This window comes from Magnetospirillum moscoviense (assembly GCF_001650635.1).
Classification (GTDB): Bacteria; Pseudomonadota; Alphaproteobacteria; order Rhodospirillales; family Magnetospirillaceae; genus Magnetospirillum; species Magnetospirillum moscoviense.
The window spans coordinates 46,630-63,289 of the sequence record NZ_LWQU01000174.1 but is presented as its reverse complement, the minus strand read 5'-3'; the positions used below and the strand labels follow the sequence as shown (position 1 = coordinate 63,289).

Sequence of the window (16,660 nt, the reverse complement as noted above, 5' to 3'; positions counted from 1 at the left end):
ATGCGCGGACGGTTCATCACCTTGGAAGGCGGGGAGGGGGCCGGGAAATCGACCCAGATCCGCCTGTTGGCCGCCGCGCTGGAATCCATGGGCAAGCCGGTGATTGTGACGCGTGAGCCCGGCGGCTCGCCCGGGGCCGAGGCCATCCGCGCCCTGCTGGTCACCGGCGACACCGATCGCTGGGACGCGCGCACCGAAGCCTTGCTGCATTCGGCGGCGCGGCGCGACCATCTGGTCAAGAAGGTGTGGCCGGCCTTGGAGTCTGGCCAGTGGGTGCTGTGCGACCGCTTCGCCGATTCGACCATCGCCTATCAGGGCTATGGCCATGGCCTGCCCATCGACGAGCTTGAGCAATTGACCGCCTTGACGGTGGGCGATTTCGCCCCCGATCTGACCTTGATCCTGGATTTGCCGGTCGAGGCCGGGCTGGCCCGGGCCGGCGGCCGTGGCGGGGCCGAGGATCGCTATGAACGGATGGGGCTGGATTTCCACCGCCGCCTGCGCCAGGGCTTCCTGGACATCGCCGCTCGCCATGCGGAACGCTGCGCCATCATCGACGCCGGCCAAGGTCCAGAATGGGTGCACCAGGCCATCATGGCGGTGGTGAGCCAGCGACTGGCACCATGACCGATCTCCCCCATCCCCGGGCCAATCCCCATCTGGTCGGCCATCAGGCGGCCGAGCGGGTGTTCCTGGATGCGTGGAATTCGGGCCGCATGGCCCATGCCTGGCTGCTGACCGGGCCCAAGGGCATCGGCAAGGCGACCTTGGCCTATCGCATCGCCCGCTTCGCCCTGGCCGGCGGCGGCGAGGGCGGCGGCCTGTTCGGCGGCCCGCCCGACAGCCTGGAGATTTCCGCCGATCATCCGGTGTTTCACCAGATGGCTTCGCAGGCCCACCGCGACCTGAAGGCGATCGAGCGCGGTGTCGCCGACGAAAAGAAGGGCAAGCTGAAGTCCGAGATCGTCGTCGATGACGTCAGGAAGATCGGCGACCTGTTCCACCAGACCGCCGATGCCGGCTGGCGGGGGGTGCTGATCGACGCCGCCGATGAAATGAACCGCAACGCAGCCAACGCCGTCTTGAAGGTGCTGGAAGAGCCGCCGCGCCAGGCCTTGATCCTGCTGGTCTGCCACAGCCCCGGCCGTCTGTTGCCGACCATCCGCTCGCGCTGTCGCAAGCTGGCCTTGAATCCCCTTTCGGAACAGCATGTCAGCCAGCTTCTGTCCCATTATCGCCCCGAGCTGACCGATTCCGAGATCGCCGCCCTGGCCCGCCTGGGCGAGGGCAGCCTGGGCAAGGCGCTGGGCCTGGCCGCCGAGGGCGGGCTCGAGCTTTATCAGGAATTGATGGGCCTGCTGGTGGCGCTGCCGCGCCTGGACGTGCCGGCGCTGCACGCCTTCGCCGACCGCACCAGCCGTCCCGAGGCCGAAGCCGCCTGGCGCACGGTGACCGAATTGCTGGTATGGTGGCTGGCCCGCCTGGTCCAGGTCGGCGGACGCGAGGGCAGGGGCATGACCGAGGTGGTTCCCGGCGAGGGCCAGGTGATGGCCCGGCTGCTGGCCGCCGCCAGCCTTGAACGCTGGCTTGAGCTGTGGGAAAAGGTCTCCGCCCTGTTCGGTCGCACCGACGCGGTCAACCTGGACCGCAAACAGGCCATCCTGACGGCGTTCCTGGCGATCGAACGTCTGGCCAAGGGTTGATCCGGGCAGCCGCCGCGCCCAGGTCCAGCATAGTGATACGGAGATGATTATGAGTGGGGCCAAGACCTTCTACGTCACCACGCCGATTTACTACGTGAACGACAAGCCCCATATCGGCCATGCCTATACCACGCTGGCCTGCGACGTCATGGCTCGCTTCAAGCGCCTGGACGGCTTCGATGTCCGCTTCCTGACCGGCACCGACGAACACGGCCAGAAGGTCGAGAAGTCGGCCGATGCCGCCGGCATGAGCCCGCAAGCCCTGGCCGACCAGAATTCCGCCAATTTCCGCGAGCTGGCCGCCCGTCTGAACTGTACCAACGACGATTTCATCCGCACCACCGAGCCCCGCCACATCCAGGCCGTCCAGGCCTTGTGGGCCAAGCTGGTCGAGGCCGGCGACATCTATCTCGGCCATTACGAGGGCTGGTATTCGGTGCGCGACGAGGCCTTCTACGGCGAGGACGAACTGGTCGCCGGCCCCAATGGGTCCAAGCTGGCCCCCACCGGCGCTCCGGTCGAATGGGTCAAGGAGCCCAGCTACTTCTTCCGCCTGTCGGCGTGGCAAGACCGCCTGCTGGCCTTCTACGAGGCCAATCCCGATTGCATCGCGCCGCAGTCGCGCCGAAACGAGGTGATCAGCTTCGTCAAGGGCGGCCTGCAGGACCTGTCGGTGTCGCGCACCAGCTTCACCTGGGGCGTGCCGGTGCCGGGCGACGAGGCCCATGTCATGTATGTCTGGCTGGACGCCCTGACCAACTATATCAGCGCCATCGGCTATCCCGATGTCGACGGCGCCTACGCCAAGTGGTGGCCGGCCGATCTGCACATGGTCGGCAAGGACATCGTGCGGTTCCATGCGGTCTATTGGCCGGCCTTCCTGATGGCCGCCGGCCTGGAGGCGCCCAAGCGGGTGTTCGCCCACGGCTGGTGGACCAACGAGGGCCAGAAGATTTCGAAGTCCGTCGGCAATGTCATCGAGCCCAACGGCCTGATCGAGCGCTATGGCCTGGATCAGGTGCGCTATTTCCTGCTGCGCGAGGTGCCGTTCGGCAATGACGGCGATTTCAGCCATCGCGCCATGATCACCCGGATGAATTCCGAGTTGGCCAACGATTACGGCAATCTGGCCCAGCGTTCGCTGTCGATGATCGGCAAGAATTGCGCCGGCCAGGTACCGGCCCGCGGCCCCTTCACCCCCGAGGACAACGAGATGCTGGGCACCGCCCACGGCCTGGTCGTCAAGATGCGCGACGCCATGGACCGCCAGATGTTCCACGAGGCGCTGGAAGCCGCCTGGGTGGTGATCCGCGCCGCCAACGGCTATGTCGATCGCCAGGCCCCGTGGGCCTTGAAGAAGACCGATCCCGAACGCATGGGCACGGTGCTGTGGGTCCTGGCCGAAACGGTGCGCAACCTGGCCCTGCTGACCCAGGCGTTCATGCCCGATTCCTCGGCCCGTTTGCTGGACCAGCTGGCGGTGGCGCCCGACGCCCGCACCCTGGATCGTTGCGGCATGGCGGGCGCCTTGGTGTCCGGCACGGCTTTGCCGACCCCGCAAGGGGTGTTTCCGCGCTTCGTCGAGGAGGAGGGGGCGGCCTGATGCTGGTCGACAGCCACTGCCACCTGGATTTCCCCGACTTCGCCGACGAACTGGACGCGGTGGTGGCGCGGGCGCGCGCGGGCGGAATCGGCATGATGTTGACCATCAACACCCATGTCACCCGCTTCCCCCAGGTCCTGGCGGTAGCGGAACGATTCCCCGAGATCTATTGCACCGTCGGCATCCACCCGCATGAGGCTGGCACCGAGCCGGCCGCCGACCTGGACGGCCTGATCGCCATGGCCCGCCATCCCAAGGTGGTCGGCTTTGGCGAAACCGGGCTGGATTATTACTACGATAAAAGCCCGCGCGACCGGCAGCGTGACTCGTTTCGCACCCATATCGCCGCCGCCCGGGCCACCGGTCTGCCGGTGGTGATCCATACCCGCGACGCCGATGACGACATGGCCGCCATCCTGACCGAGGAGATGGGCAAGGGGGCCTTCACCGGGCTGGTGCATTGCTTCAGCTCTGGTCCGGAACTTGCTGAAATCGCTTTGAATTTAGGTCTTTATATCTCGGTTTCCGGCATCATTACCTTCAAGAAGGCCGAGGCGTTGCAGGCAACCCTGGCGACGGTGCCGCTGGACCGTCTGCTGGTGGAAACCGACTGCCCGTTCCTGGCCCCGATCCCCTATCGCGGCAAGCGCAACGAACCGGCTTATGTCGCCCACACGGCGGCCAAGCTGGCCGAGCTGAAGGGGGTCTCGAGCGACCGGATGGCCGAGGCGACCACCGCCAATTTCCGCCGTCTTTTCAATAAGGTGGCGCAATGATTTCGGCCACCATCCTCGGGTGCGGTTCGGCCGGCGGTGTGCCGTCGATCTCGCGGGGGTGGGGCTTGTGCGATCCGGCCAATCCGAAGAACCGCCGGCTGCGGCCGTCGATTCTGGTCGAGTCCGAAACGACCACTCTTCTGGTCGATACCTCGCCCGATTGCCGCGAGCAATTGCTGGGTGCCGGCATCGCTCGGCTGGACGGGGTGCTCTACACCCACGACCATGCCGACCATCTGCACGGCATCGACGATCTGCGCGAGGTCAACCGCGCCATGGGCAAGCCGTTCCCGGTGTTCGGCAGCCCCGACGTGCTGGCCTCGATCCGCACCCGGTTCGCCTATGTGGTGGGCGCGGTGGAAGAGGGCCAGACCATCTACAAGCCGATGCTGGATTTCACCGAATTGCAGCCCAGCTTTACTGTTGGCGATATCGAGGTGGTGTCGTTCGACCAGGATCACGGCTATTGCCGCACCACCGGCTATCGCTTCGGCCCGCTGGCTTATTCGACCGACGTGGTCGATCTGCCGGAGGAAAGCTTCGCCGCGCTGGCCGGCATCGACACCTGGATCGTCGGCTGCCTGACCCTGGCCCCGCATCCGACCCACGCCCATCTTGATAAGGTGCTGGAATGGATCAAGCGGATCAAGCCGCGCCAGGCCTGGCTGACCCACATGACGCCGTCCTTGGATTACCAGGCCCTGAAGGCCAGGCTGCCGGCCGGAGTGGCCCCGGCCCATGACGGGCTAAGGATCAGCCTGCCCGGGTGAGGCGGCTTAGGCCAGGCCATCGCCGATTTCCTGTCCGAATGGCTCTTGGGCCGGCCTTATTGGGACTTGGTGCAATGATGGCAAAAAGTGCGGCGTCGATGAACCAGCCACCAACCAGTGACAGCCAGGACCGTCGCTAACAATCCCGCCGCCCACCAGCGGTTGGCGGAGAGAAAATTGCGGGCCTTGAGAATCATCAGGCGGCGTTCACTGGCCGGGGCTGCGGCAAAGTCTGGGGTTGGACATTTACGGCCAAAATGCCGGGCGAAGGGGACATGGGCTCCTTCGCGGACGTAACGCTGGTAGATATCCCAGGATCTGCCCATTTCCCAGGTCTGCTGCATCCAATCCGAAGCGTGGCAAAGAACGGCGGCAAAAGCCTGCGAGCGCGGCGGCAGCATGTCGGCCGCCTTCTGTGCGTGATCGACCGCGATATAGCGGTAATGGAACCGCGCGAAAGGCTTGGCCGGGTCGGCTTCCATTCGCTTGCGCTCCTCGTCGTTGGCAGGCTCTATCTCGGCGACGCAGCAGTTCCGGCTTTGCCAATCGGCATGGTCCGGCGCCCCCTCGGTCCCCATCATCTTCATGCCCCAAATGCGGGCAAGTACGGCGGCCCGGTACCACGCCTCGCCACGCGCCAGCCTGCTCCAGCTTCCCTCGGCGTCCTTGAGCGTCGCAAGATACTCGGCAGCCTTGGCGCGCACATCGTCACTGGCGAAATAGGGCAGTGCGTCGGCGATTCGGTGGGTACGGACCAGCCGGCGGGCCAGTAAGTCCCGCAGGTTCGCGTCGTCTCCACCGCTAAGATGGAGGGCCGGACGTGCATCCACGAAGGTTTTCAGTTCGTTCAATGTCAGAACCCGCTCGCCGATGGCGGCGACGTCGCCCCAATGACCTTTATTCATCAGCAGCAACATCGCCTGGGTATATTCGCCGCGCGAGAAGGCCAGCACGCCGGTCTCGGCCTGGATACGGTTCATGCCGGCCTGGTCCAGCGGATTGGCGGTCGAAGCGGGGAAGGCCTTGGCGGCCTCGGCGTAATGGCGCGCGGCAGCGGCTTCGTCGCCGCCCTGCAAGGCCAACTTTGCGCGCACCCAGGCGGCCATGGGGCCGTGGGCTCTTTCCACCAATTGGGCAGCCAGGTCGTAACGCGCCTGGTGGTAGGCCAGGGCAGCCAGCCGGTCCAAGTCGGGCACCGGCCCGGGCTCGTCATGCACAGCTTCGGCCACCAGGACCGCCAGCGCCGAGGCATCGACTCCCGCGTCGGGAAAATTCCAGGAATCATCGACGGGGGACTCATCGGGGTCGGGGACCGACCACAGGAAATCGGCCAGCGTGTTGGCGACCATCAGGCGGCGCAGCAGCGGATGACGCACCGCCGCCTCGGCGATGCTGCGGTGGCCGCGCAAATGGCGGACCATGGCGCGTAGCGAGGCCGTGCCGCCCTGGTCATCGCGCACCGACTGATCGAGATACAAGGTCGCCGCCAGGGTCATGGCCGAGGTGTAGGCGGCCGCTTTTTCCGGGGCCAGCACACTGTCCTCCAGCAGCGCCTTGGCGCGGCGAAAATGGATGCGCGCTTCCTCGCCGAGGCTGGCGACCGCCAACCCGTGTGGGTCGGGCAGGCCACGCAACGCCAGGGCGCGAGTAGCGGCAAATTGCGGCGCGGCTTCAATCTCGCGCCCCTGGGCCACCAAGGTACGGCCCAGCATGTAGGTGGCCCACACCAGGCGCGGCCTTGCTGCCTCCTCGGGCAGGGTCTGGATGGCGTGGAAATGTTCTGCCGCCTGGTCCCACCGCTTGGCGTGGAAGGCTTTGGCACCGGCCACATAGTGGCGGACAGCAATCGGCAAGCCGTCGGCCGCCTCGAACGCGTCGCCATTGCTCGCGCGGACCGTCTTGAGCGTAGCGACCTGCCGGGGACTGAGCCCATCGCTCTCGATGCGAATCGCGCAAGCCTCAGGGGTCTCGGGCCAGTGGCAGACGTCACGAAACCTCAGCTCGTCCTTCGGCGCGCCGTGCATCGCTCGCAGTTCAAACGAGAAACTGTGGGTGATCGGTTCACGTACCGACGCGTCGCGGTCATCGAGCATGTTGGGCGTCACATCCATGACGCAGGCGATGGAGACGGCGCTCGCCATGCGCAGCAAGCCGTCGCGCCCCCGGATCAAGGTCCTGCCGTCGGTGTCCAGGTGATATCCATTAGCTCCGCCAGCATGGCCGCAGCCGGCGGGCAGGACCAGTCGATGGGGCAAGCGAGCGTCAGTGACGCCGTTATTGGCGAGCAATAAGATGCCGGCCCCAGTGTCGCTGTCTTCCACCATCACGTGCGCGTTGCCATTCACTGGCATGCCGTTGATAACGGCGCGTAACGTGGCGAGGCTCCAGGCACGGCGATCGGCGGTATTGGGCAGGCGAAACCATACGATTCCGGCCAGATTGCGCGCGGGATTGCCCCGAAGGTCGTCCAGGAACCTGCGAACTTCGGCGGGTGCAACCACCAATTCCTCGGAATGCGCGCCCCCTGGTGCCGGGGCCTCGCTTTCCACCACCACCACCGAACCATCCTCGTCGCGACCGATGCGGGTTCCATAGGCGGGCAGGGCCAGGCGAAACGGCTTGGTACTGCGCGACGCCATCCGCTTCTGCCACGCCATGGCGTTGCTCGGGCTGAACAGACCTTCGCCCCGGACGGGTTGGCGGACCGCGTGAACCTGCAAAACCACTTCGTCGGCGACAGCGATGATTTGATCGAAGGCCGGCGCCTCTAGCCAGGTCGGCAGCGCGGTCACCGAAAGCGGCAACGAAAATTCGCGACGCACGAGACGCAGGAAGGCGCCATATTCTGGTAACCGGGCCGTTGGGCTGTCGTGGTCGATCTCCAGCCCAGCCAGGCTTACTCCGGCCGCGTGCCAGCGCTCGACCTGGGCGCCAAGACTTTTGACGAGTTCGGTGGCGTTCAGGCGTGCCATCGAGGTGTCGATACGGACAACCATGGTCACGGGGCGACCACTTTCGCCCAAGGCGGCCCAGTCGGGCATCACCGGGCTTAGGTGGCCGTCCCGATCACGATGACCATGGTCACCAGCAGGCGTACCAGATGAGGGCGTCACGATAAACGTCATAATATGCATTATGCGACAATTGCGCATGGCAACAAGGGCGGCTCCTTCGGGAAAGCCGCCCTGTTTCTTGCCAAGACCTGAAATCAGGCCGCTCCCCTGACCTCGGCGCGGCGGTCCATCAGCCGGCGCAAGATCGGGGTCAGGATCAGTTCCTTGGCCAGTTCACGCTTGCCGCCGGGCACCACCAGCGTATTGCGCCGGGTCATCCACGAGCCGGCGATCTTTCTCAGCAGCAGCGGGAAATCCACGCCCATTTCCTCGGGCTTTCGAAAGCGGATCACCACCACCCGCTCGTCCACCGCAGGAATGTCACGGGCGATGAACGGCTCCGAGGTATCGACCACCGGCACGTGCTGGAAGTTGATATCCGAATGCTTGAATTGCGGCAGGATGTAATGGGTGTAATCGTGCATCCGGTGCAGGATGCGGTCCATCACCGCCTCGCGCGAGTAGCCGCGCTTGGCGGTGTCGCGGTGGACCTTCTGGATCCATTCAAGATTGATGATCGGCACCATGCCGATCTTCAGATCGACATGTTTGCCAAGATCAAAGCCGTCGCCGCGGACCACGCCGTGCAGTCCCTCGTACAGCATCAGGTCGGTGTCTTGCGGCAAATCCTCCCAGGGCGTGAACCGGCCGCCCCCCAGTTCGGGATAGCCGAGCCGGCGGCCGTCATCGTCGCCGTGCAGGTAATGACGCCGCCGGCCGGTGCCGCTTTGGCCGTAATCGCGATAAAGACGCTCCTGCTCGTCGAACAGATTGGCGTCGGGACCGAAATGGCTGAAATGCGGGTTGCCGCTGGCGGCGGCTTCGGCCTCGGCGGCCTTGAACTCGGTCCGGTCGAAGCGATGAAAGCTCTCGCCCGCGACATAGGCGGCGGTGATGCCTTCCCGTCGGAACAGACGGTCGAAAACGAACCTGACGGATTCCCGGCCCGCGCCCGAGGCGCCGGTGACCGCGATGATCGGATGCCTGACGGACATTCCTGCCTCCCATGACGGGACTCTGATGGTCCCCTATGCAGGAAACCTTACATGAGTAAGGGCTATGGCCGCTTCACCCCGTGGGGCTGGCTGGTCAACGCAGGTGGACGGGCCAATCTCCACGCAGACGGGTGGGTTCGGATGCGCTATGGTTGCCGTCCCCTTAAACCTTCCCCGCCGCAGGCCATGCCCTCCATCGACGATTTGCTGACCATCATGCGGACCTTGCGGGCGCCGGAAGGCGGCTGTCCGTGGGACCGGGAACAGAGTTTCGCCACCATCGCCCCCTACACCATCGAGGAAGCCTACGAGGTGGCCGACGCCATCGACCATGGCGACATGGAGGCCTTGCGCGACGAATTGGGCGATCTGCTGTTCCAGGTGGTGTTTCATGCGCAAATGGCCGCCGAGGCTGGTCATTTCGGCTTCGATGATGTGGTGGCGGCGATCTGCGACAAGATGATCCGCCGCCATCCCCATGTGTTCGGCCAGGCCGAGGCGCGCAATGCCACCGAACAGACCCAGGCGTGGGAAGCGACCAAGGAGGCCGAGAGAGCCGCCAAGGGAACCGACAGCGTGCTGGACGGAATCGCCCGCTCCCTGCCCCCGATGACCCGGGCGCTGAAGCTGCAGGCGCGGGCCGCCCGTGTCGGCTTCGACTGGGCCAAGCCGCTCGACGTCGTTGACAAGATCGACGAAGAACTAGCTGAAATCAAAGCTGAAATCACCGACGACGCCGAGCTTGACCGGGTCGAGGACGAGATGGGCGACCTTCTCTTCGCTTGCGCGAACCTAGCCCGCAAGCTCACAATCGATCCCGAGCGGTGCCTGAAGCGGGCCAACGCCAAGTTCGAGCGCCGATTTCGTCATATCGAATCCGAATTGAGGCGCGCCGGCCGGAACCCGGCCCAGGCGAGCCTCGACGAGATGGAAGAATTGTGGGTGCAGGCCAAGCACCAGGAACGGAGCAAGGGGGACGGGCCATGAGGGGTATGTTCGGCGGCATGGTCCGCTTGCTGTCGGTGGCGGCCCTCACCGTCTTGTTGTCGTCTTGCTACATCCCCGACAAGTTCAAGGGCGAGCTGCGCATCTCGCGCTATGGCGACTGGGCCATTACGTACGAGGGCGACGTCATCTACGCGCCCATCCTGCATGATTACGCCAACGGCACGATCACGCCCGAGAACGAGCTGGAGCGCCACAACAACATCTACAAGGACCTGGTGCGCGACATCGCCGTCAAGGACCTGAAGAAGGTCGGCAAGGGCCGCTTCCATCTGAAATACGAGCGCGGCGGCCGGCTGGGCAAGGTGCAGCTGACCTCGCTTTTGCGGCGAGACGCCCGCCTGATCTCGTTGAAATCAAACGAGGATGGCACCATCATCATCGACGCCAACGGCGTCAAGGCGTCGGACGCCCAGCGCATGGCCGAGCTGGGCATCGGCATGGAAGGCGAGTTCCGCATCACCACCGATGCCAACGTCTTGCGTCACAATGCCACCGAGGTCAGGCCGTTCGGCCAGTATCGCGTTTATATCTGGAAGATCGAAAACCCGCTGTCGTCCACGCCGACCCTGGTGATGCTGCGCGATCCCGACCCCAGCCGCCCGTTATAGGAATCCGCCATGCCCCGTACCATCCTGATCACCGGCGCCACCGCCGGCTTCGGCGAGGCCATCGCGAAGCGCTTCGCCGCCCTGGGCGATCGCCTGATCCTGGTGGGCCGTCGCGCCGACCGGCTGGCGGTGTTGAACAGCGAGCTGGCGGTTCCGACCTTGCCGCTGGTGCTTGATGTCCGCGACCGCGCCGGAATCGAACAGGCCATCGCCACCCTGCCCGCCGATTTCGCCGACATCGACGTTCTGGTCAACAATGCCGGCCTGGCCCTGGGTCTGGAACCGGCCGATCAGGCCAGCCTGGACGATTGGGAGGCCATGATCGACACCAACGTCAAGGGCTTGATGTCCATGACCCGGGCGGTGCTGCCCGGCATGGTGGCCCGCGACCGCGGCCATGTGATCAACCTGTCCTCGACCGCCGGCACCTACCCCTATCCCGGCGGCAACGCCTATGGCGCCTCGAAGGCGGCGGTGACCCAGTTCTCGCTGAATTTGATCACCGATCTGGTCAAGACCCGGGTACGGGTGACCAACATCGAGCCGGGCCTGTGCGGCGGCTCGGAATTTTCCGAAGTGCGGTTCAAGGGCGACAAGGAAGCGGCAGCCAAGGTCTATGCCGGCACCGAGCCGCTGACGCCCGAGGATGTCGCCGAGGCGGTGGTGTGGGCGGCGACCCTGCCCGCCCACGTCAACATCAACCGCATCGAGATGATGCCGACCTGCCAGGCCCCGGCCGGCCTGACGGTCTATCGGCGCTGATCAATCCATCAGCGCGGCGATGTCCTGCCAGCTTTTTTCGCCTGGCGTCAGCAGCAGCTGACCTTCGACGTTGAGCACCGGCCGGTAATCCTGGCCATTCAACAGGCGGGCGGAACCGCCGGCTTCCTGATGGATCAGCACGCCGGCGGCGTGGTCCCATGGCATCAGCCGGCGGAAATGGACGAAATGCTGCCGCCCGGCGGCCAGGTCCAGGTAATCGTGGGCGGCACTGCCGCGCCGGGCCACATGCAGCACCTGATCGGCGACGCGGCCCCGCTTCTTGACCGAGCCGGTCATCTGGGCCAGCGGCACTTCGGCCGCGACCTTCAGGCGGGTGCCGTCGCGCCACGCCCCCTGCCCGCGCTCGGCGACCACGGTCAGGTTGGGGACCGGATCATGGATCCAGCCGATCTGGGTGATTCCGTCCACCACCAGGGCGACGATCACCGCGAAACGGGGATTGTTGTTGGCGAAATTGGCGGTGCCATCGACCGGATCGATCACCCACACCACGCCGGATCGTTCCAGCGCGCTCAGCACCGTGGGATCGCTTTCGACCCCTTCCTCGCCGACCACCACGCCGTCCGCCAATTCGCGCAGGCGGGGGGCAAGGGCGCGCTCCGCCTCGGTGTCGGCCTCGGTGACCAGTTGGTTCGGCTTCTTCTCGCGGATCTGGTCGCGGCGCAGATTCTTGAAGCGCGGCAGGATCTCGGCCTCGGCGACCTCACGGATGATGGCGGTGACCCGGGCGACGTCGATCATGGATTCTTGCTCTTCTTGGCGAGACGCTGACGATAACGCTCGGCGTTGGCCGGGTCCAGACGGACGGTCAGGCGGGCGACGTGGTCGTCATCGATGCGGGCGGTGACGTCGCCGTGGCGGTACAGCCAGGCGATGCCGGCACCGTCGGCCAGCGCCACCTCGGCCTCGATGGTCTCCTGGCCGTGCGACAATCGCGAGTCCAGATGGGCCAGCAAGGTTTCGACACCGTCGCCGGTCAGGGCGGACAGGGCCAGGCAATCGGGGCGCCGCTCGGCCTGATTGCGGCATTCCAGGCGCTCGGCCTCGGGCAGGCAATCGATCTTGTTCAGCACTTCGACCAGGCCGCGATCGACCACCTCGGCCAGGCCCAGTTCCTTCAGCACCGTCTCGACATCGGCGGCCTGGGCCTCGGTGTCGGGGTGCGAGATGTCGCGGACATGGACGACGATGTCGGCTTCCAGCACCTCTTCCAGGGTGGCGCGGAAGGCGGCCACCAGCTCGTGCGGCAGGTCCGACACGAAGCCCACGGTGTCCGACAGGATCACCCGGCGCCCCGAGGGCAGCACCAGGCCGCGCATGGTCGGGTCCAGGGTGGCGAACAGCATGTCCTTGGCCAGCACCTCGGACCGGGTCAGGGTGTTGAACAAAGTCGACTTGCCGGCATTGGTGTAGCCGACCAGGGCGATGATCGGATAGGGAACCCGGCGGCGGGCGTGGCGATGCAGCTCGCGGGTGCGCTTGACCTCTTCCAGCTCGCGCTTCAGCTTGACGATGCGGTCGCCGATCATGCGGCGGTCGGCCTCGATCTGGGTCTCGCCGGGGCCGCCCAGGAAGCCGAAGCCGCCGCGCTGACGTTCCAGGTGGGTCCACGACCGCACCAGCCGCGAGCGCTGATAGGAAAGCGCAGCCAGCTCGACCTGAAGCGTGCCTTCACGGGTGCGGGCACGGGCGCCGAAAATTTCCAGGATCAGGCCGGTGCGGTCGATGACCTTGCACGACCACGCCTTTTCCAGATTGCGCTGCTGCACCGGGGTCAGGTGGCCGTCGATCACCGCGACGGCAATCGCCTGTTCTTCGACCAATACAGCCAGGCGCTCGACCGCGCCCTTGCCGATCAAGGTCGCCGGGCGGCGTTTGTTGACCGCCACCCATTCGGCGGCAACGATATCGAGATCGATGGCCTGCGCCAGGCCGACAGCCTCGGCCAGCCGCCCCTCTGGCGAGCGACAACCGCCCTCCCCGGCCTTGAGGGCCGGGTGGACGACCATGGCACGCGGGCGGGTCGAACCGGGCTTGTCGGCCTGTTCGCCTGGCACCTATTCCTCGCCGCCTTCCTTGGACTGCGGCTCGAACAGCTGGATCGGCGTCGACGGCATCACCGTGGAGATGGCGTGCTTGTACACCAGCTGAGTGTGACCATCGCGGCGCAGCAACACCGAAAAGTTGTCGAACCAGGTCACGATCCCCTGAAGCTTCACACCGTTGACCAGAAAGACGGTGACGGGGGTCTTGTTCTTGCGGATGTGATTGAGAAACACATCCTGGACGTTCTGAGATTTTTCGGCGGACATCGTCTTTAATTCCGTTCTTATTGCCCGAGTAGAGTCTTCATCCGCATTGGCGATGAAGCTCCCCTGTTGCCTTGGAGTTACCATCAAATCGGGGCGTTGGGAACCCATAGTTCGGCCATAAGCGCGGTCATACTCTGGCAATTTTCCAAATAATATCGGGGCGGGTGGGACGCGAACTCACCCGGTTGGGGAGGTTGGGGGCGAATCAGCACCGGAACGCAGCCGGCATTGACGGCACATTCCAGGTCAACGCCGGCATCGCCCGCGAACCACACGTCGGGGCCGGCGGCCACCGGCGCCGAACGGAGCGCCAGATGGACCGGTGCGGCGGCCGGCTTGTCTTGAGCGGCGTCGGCGGCGCCGACCAGCGCTCCGAAAAAGCCGGCCCATCCCAGCAGCTCGGCTTCCTGGCGCAGATACTGGCCGCGCTTGTTGCTGACCACCGCCAGATAGATCCCCCTCGCCCGCAAATCCTCCAGCATGTCCTGGGCCCCGGGCAAGGGGCGCAAATGCGACAGGTGGATGGCCTCGAAGCTTTGATAGAAGACGTCCTTGGCCTCGAGCCAGCGCTCGCCGAACATTTCCGGGAAGGTGTCGCGCAGCGACCGGGCGACGTTGGCCCGGGTCTCGTCCAGGCTCCATTGCCCCATGCCGAAATGGCGGAAGGTGCGGTTATAGGCCTCCTGGATGCACAGCCAGGAATCGACCAGCGTGTTGTCCCAGTCGAACAGAATGGCGCGCGGTCGAACGGTCACGATCGCCGCAGCTCGGCGTAAAGGGCGCGCAGCCGCAGGGTGATCGGCCCAGGCTTGCCGTCGCCGACCGGCTGGCCGTCGATCTTGGTCACCGGCAGCACGGTAATGGTGGAGCCGGTCATGAAGGCCTCGCGGGCATTCTTCAGTTCCTCGAGCGTGAAGGGGCGCTCGCCGACCTCGATGCCGGCGGCGCGGGCCAAGGCGATCACGTTTCCCCGGGTGATGCCGGCCAGGATGCGCTGGTCGGCCGGATGAGTCAGCAGCGCGCCATCGCGGGCGACGATGAAGGCGTTGGTGGCCGCGCCCTCGGTGATCATGCCCCTGTCATCGACCATCCAGGCCTCGACGGCGCCGGCTTCCTTGGCCGATTGTCGGGCCAGGGCATTGGGCAGCAGGCCGACGCTCTTGATGTCGGGGCGCTTCCAGCGCTGGTCGGGCCGGGTCACCACCGCCACGCCGTTTTCCAGCTGGTGGGCGGTCACCGCCTTGGTCGGCCACACCGAGATGATCAGGCTGGGCACCGCCGCCACCGGGAATTGGTGGTTGCGAGCCGCCGGCCCGCGCGTCACCTGGATATAGGCCAGGCCGTCGGCCAAACGATTGCGGCGCACCACTTCGGCCAACAGAATCGGCAGAACCCGGCGCGGCACCGGCCTGGCGATGGCCAGGGCGCCCAGCGACCGGCCCAGGCGATCAAGATGCTGATCGAGATGGCAGATGCGGCCGGAGACCAGGGGAAGAACCTCATAGACGCCGTCGGCGAACTGGAAGCCGCGGTCTTCAACATGGACCACCGCCTGGTCGTGCGGCACATAGCGGCCGTTGACATAGCTGACGCGGGACAATCAGAAATACTCCAGCCGGACCGAGAACATCTTCTCGACCTTCTTGACGGATTCGGCGGCGGCGAACAGGACGACACGGTCGCCGGATTGGATGATGGTGTTGCCGCGCGGGCTGATCACCGTTCCGCCCCGCACCACCGCGCCCAACAGCACGCCGGTCGGCAGCTTGACTTCCTTGAGCGGCTTTCCCACCAGGCTTGAGGTCTCGAGCGCGTCGGCCTCGATCAGTTCGCCGAAGCCTTCGTGCAGGGAATGGACGGCGTGGATACGGCCACGGCGGACATGCTGCAGGATGTTCGATACCGTGATGGTCCGGGGCGATACCACCACGTCGATGCCCAACGGCCCCATCAGCGCCGAATAGGTGGTCTTGTTGATCAGCGTCATCGAGCGCCGGGCGCCGTAGCGCTTGGCCAGCAGCGAGGCCAGGATGTTGGTTTCGTCGTCATTGGTGGCCGACACCACTGCCTCGGCGTGGGAGACCCCGGCCTCGTTGAGGATTTCCGGGTCCAGCACGTCGCCATTCAGCACCACGGCGCGGTTCAGGCTTTTGGCGACGAACTCGGCGCGTTCCTTGTCGGCCTCGATGACCTTGATCGATGCCGCCGGGAATTCCTCTTCCAATTGCTGGGCCAGGAACAGGCCGACATTGCCGCCGCCGAAGATGATGATCCGGCGGGCTTCCTGGTCCTCGCGGCCGAAGGCCGACAAAGCGCGCGGCACATGCAAGGTGTCGACGACGAAATAGACCTCGTCGCCGTCCAGCATCTGGTCTTCCGGGCTGGGCACGATGGCGCGGCCGTCACGGACGATGCCGACCACCACGATGTTGAGATCGGGGAACAGAACCGTCAATTGACGCAGCGGCGTGTTGATCAGCGGCGTCTGCAGATCGCACCGCACCCCGATCAGGCGGACCTTGTCGCCGGCCATGGGGATGACGTCGATGGCGCCCGGCACTTCCAGCCGTCGGGTGATGGCGCGGGCCACCTCGATCTCGGGGCTGATGATGACGTCGATCGGCATGTGATCGCGGGTGAACAGCGTCGACCACATCGGCTGCAAATAGGTCTGGGCGCGCACGCGGGCGATCTTGGTCGGCACGTTGAACAGCGAGTGCGCCACTTGGCAGGCCACCATGTTGACCTCGTCGGCGTGGGTCACCGCGATGATCATGTCGGCGTCGCCGGCGCCGGCCTGTTCCAGCACCGACGGATGCGAGGCGTGGCCAAGGATCGCCTGGACGTCCAGGGTATCGGTGATCTTGCGGATCAGATCGGGGCGCTGGTCGATGACGGTGACGTCGTTGCTTTCCCCGGCCAGGTAATGGGCGATGTTGAAGCCGACTTGGCCGGCGCCGCAAACGATGACCTTCATCCCTGCCCCCTT

The 16,660-nt window shown here is 65.5% G+C and carries 16 protein-coding genes; 8 read left to right on the top strand and 8 right to left on the bottom strand.

What is annotated here, in order from left to right; all coding sequences use genetic code 11:
* The 5 genes from tmk to A6A05_RS16570 are packed head-to-tail and all read left to right on the top strand — an operon-like array spanning position 1 to position 4,852.
* A complete protein-coding gene (tmk, locus tag A6A05_RS16590; RefSeq protein ID WP_068503810.1) occupies positions 1 to 627 on the top strand; it encodes a dTMP kinase in 627 nt (208 codons plus the stop codon).
* Positions 624 to 1,703 carry a DNA polymerase III subunit delta' gene (locus A6A05_RS16585; protein ID WP_068503730.1) on the top strand — a complete coding sequence of 360 codons (1,080 nt, stop codon included), beginning with the start codon at positions 624 to 626 and terminating at the stop codon, positions 1,701 to 1,703. The genes tmk and A6A05_RS16585 overlap by 4 nt, the downstream gene beginning before the upstream one ends.
* 49 nt (positions 1,704 to 1,752) lie before the next feature.
* The gene (gene metG / locus A6A05_RS16580; protein WP_068503729.1) at positions 1,753 to 3,306 is read left to right on the top strand and encodes a methionine--tRNA ligase; all 1,554 of its coding nucleotides are present in this window, start codon (positions 1,753 to 1,755) and stop codon (positions 3,304 to 3,306) included.
* Complete coding sequence (locus tag A6A05_RS16575; RefSeq protein WP_068503727.1) at positions 3,306 to 4,082, top strand: TatD family hydrolase; 777 nt, start codon at positions 3,306 to 3,308, stop codon at positions 4,080 to 4,082. Before metG ends, A6A05_RS16575 begins: the two co-directional genes overlap by 1 nt.
* Complete coding sequence (locus A6A05_RS16570; protein WP_068503725.1) at positions 4,079 to 4,852, top strand: MBL fold metallo-hydrolase; 774 nt, start codon at positions 4,079 to 4,081, stop codon at positions 4,850 to 4,852. The genes A6A05_RS16575 and A6A05_RS16570 overlap by 4 nt, the downstream gene beginning before the upstream one ends.
* 56 nt (positions 4,853 to 4,908) lie before the next feature.
* On the opposite strand, the gene A6A05_RS16565 is transcribed toward A6A05_RS16570, so the two are convergent.
* Both A6A05_RS16565 and A6A05_RS16560 read right to left on the bottom strand, forming a co-directional pair.
* Positions 4,909 to 7,854, bottom strand: a complete 2,946-nt coding sequence (locus A6A05_RS16565) for a DUF3142 domain-containing protein (protein WP_216635820.1) — start codon at positions 7,852 to 7,854, stop codon at positions 4,909 to 4,911.
* Positions 7,855 to 8,060: 206 nt separating this feature from the next.
* Entirely contained in the window at positions 8,061 to 8,960 is a 900-nt protein-coding gene (locus tag A6A05_RS16560; protein ID WP_068503721.1) for a phosphoribulokinase, read from the bottom strand.
* Between the two features lie 186 nt (positions 8,961 to 9,146).
* Between A6A05_RS16560 and mazG the strand changes: the two genes are divergently transcribed.
* Genes mazG through A6A05_RS16545 form a run of 3 tightly spaced genes read left to right on the top strand, consistent with a single transcriptional unit; the run spans position 9,147 to position 11,338 of the window.
* Positions 9,147 to 9,947: a nucleoside triphosphate pyrophosphohydrolase gene (gene mazG, locus A6A05_RS16555; protein WP_068503719.1), complete on the top strand. Its 801-nt coding sequence runs from the start codon at positions 9,147 to 9,149 to the stop codon at positions 9,945 to 9,947.
* Positions 9,944 to 10,576, top strand: a complete 633-nt coding sequence (locus A6A05_RS16550; protein WP_245644332.1) for a hypothetical protein — start codon at positions 9,944 to 9,946, stop codon at positions 10,574 to 10,576. Before mazG ends, A6A05_RS16550 begins: the two co-directional genes overlap by 4 nt.
* A 9-nt stretch (positions 10,577 to 10,585) precedes the next feature.
* The gene (locus tag A6A05_RS16545) at positions 10,586 to 11,338 is read left to right on the top strand and encodes an SDR family oxidoreductase (protein WP_068503715.1); all 753 of its coding nucleotides are present in this window, start codon (positions 10,586 to 10,588) and stop codon (positions 11,336 to 11,338) included.
* Here the strand turns inward: A6A05_RS16545 and A6A05_RS16540 are convergent, their stop codons facing one another.
* The 6 genes from A6A05_RS16540 to trkA form a co-directional block, all read right to left on the bottom strand.
* Entirely contained in the window at positions 11,339 to 12,100 is a 762-nt protein-coding gene (locus A6A05_RS16540) for an inositol monophosphatase family protein (RefSeq protein WP_172822303.1), read from the bottom strand. It lies immediately after the preceding gene.
* The gene (hflX, locus tag A6A05_RS16535; protein WP_068503806.1) at positions 12,097 to 13,368 is read right to left on the bottom strand and encodes a GTPase HflX; all 1,272 of its coding nucleotides are present in this window, start codon (positions 13,366 to 13,368) and stop codon (positions 12,097 to 12,099) included. Before hflX ends, A6A05_RS16540 begins: the two co-directional genes overlap by 4 nt.
* Positions 13,369 to 13,416: 48 nt before the next feature.
* Positions 13,417 to 13,671: an RNA chaperone Hfq gene (hfq, locus tag A6A05_RS16530; protein ID WP_068503713.1), complete on the bottom strand. Its 255-nt coding sequence runs from the start codon at positions 13,669 to 13,671 to the stop codon at positions 13,417 to 13,419.
* Positions 13,672 to 13,754: 83 nt separating this feature from the next.
* Positions 13,755 to 14,426 carry an HAD family hydrolase gene (locus tag A6A05_RS16525; RefSeq protein WP_342670029.1) on the bottom strand — a complete coding sequence of 224 codons (672 nt, stop codon included), beginning with the start codon at positions 14,424 to 14,426 and terminating at the stop codon, positions 13,755 to 13,757.
* Positions 14,423 to 15,271, bottom strand: coding sequence for a D-amino-acid transaminase (locus A6A05_RS16520; protein ID WP_068503709.1), 849 nt, complete (start codon positions 15,269 to 15,271; stop codon positions 14,423 to 14,425). Before A6A05_RS16520 ends, A6A05_RS16525 begins: the two co-directional genes overlap by 4 nt.
* Entirely contained in the window at positions 15,272 to 16,648 is a 1,377-nt protein-coding gene (gene trkA, locus A6A05_RS16515; RefSeq protein ID WP_068503707.1) for a Trk system potassium transporter TrkA, read from the bottom strand.
* Positions 16,649 to 16,660 lie beyond the last annotated feature (12 nt).

What these genes read in the sequence shown, in the direction of transcription:
- tmk (WP_068503810.1), top strand. Translation starts at nt 1, where the DNA reads ATGCGCGGACGGTTCATCACCTTGGAAGGCGGGGAGGGGGCCGGGAAA.
- A6A05_RS16585 (WP_068503730.1), top strand. Translation starts at nt 624, where the DNA reads ATGACCGATCTCCCCCATCCCCGGGCCAATCCCCATCTGGTCGGCCAT.
- metG (WP_068503729.1), top strand. Translation starts at nt 1,753, where the DNA reads ATGAGTGGGGCCAAGACCTTCTACGTCACCACGCCGATTTACTACGTG.
- A6A05_RS16575 (WP_068503727.1), top strand. Translation starts at nt 3,306, where the DNA reads ATGCTGGTCGACAGCCACTGCCACCTGGATTTCCCCGACTTCGCCGAC.
- A6A05_RS16570 (WP_068503725.1), top strand. Translation starts at nt 4,079, where the DNA reads ATGATTTCGGCCACCATCCTCGGGTGCGGTTCGGCCGGCGGTGTGCCG.
- A6A05_RS16560 (WP_068503721.1), bottom strand. Translation starts at nt 8,960, where the DNA reads ATGTCCGTCAGGCATCCGATCATCGCGGTCACCGGCGCCTCGGGCGCG.
- mazG (WP_068503719.1), top strand. Translation starts at nt 9,147, where the DNA reads ATGCCCTCCATCGACGATTTGCTGACCATCATGCGGACCTTGCGGGCG.
- A6A05_RS16550 (WP_245644332.1), top strand. Translation starts at nt 9,944, where the DNA reads ATGAGGGGTATGTTCGGCGGCATGGTCCGCTTGCTGTCGGTGGCGGCC.
- A6A05_RS16545 (WP_068503715.1), top strand. Translation starts at nt 10,586, where the DNA reads ATGCCCCGTACCATCCTGATCACCGGCGCCACCGCCGGCTTCGGCGAG.
- A6A05_RS16540 (WP_172822303.1), bottom strand. Translation starts at nt 12,100, where the DNA reads ATGATCGACGTCGCCCGGGTCACCGCCATCATCCGTGAGGTCGCCGAG.
- hflX (WP_068503806.1), bottom strand. Translation starts at nt 13,368, where the DNA reads ATGGTCGTCCACCCGGCCCTCAAGGCCGGGGAGGGCGGTTGTCGCTCG.
- hfq (WP_068503713.1), bottom strand. Translation starts at nt 13,671, where the DNA reads ATGTCCGCCGAAAAATCTCAGAACGTCCAGGATGTGTTTCTCAATCAC.
- trkA (WP_068503707.1), bottom strand. Translation starts at nt 16,648, where the DNA reads ATGAAGGTCATCGTTTGCGGCGCCGGCCAAGTCGGCTTCAACATCGCC.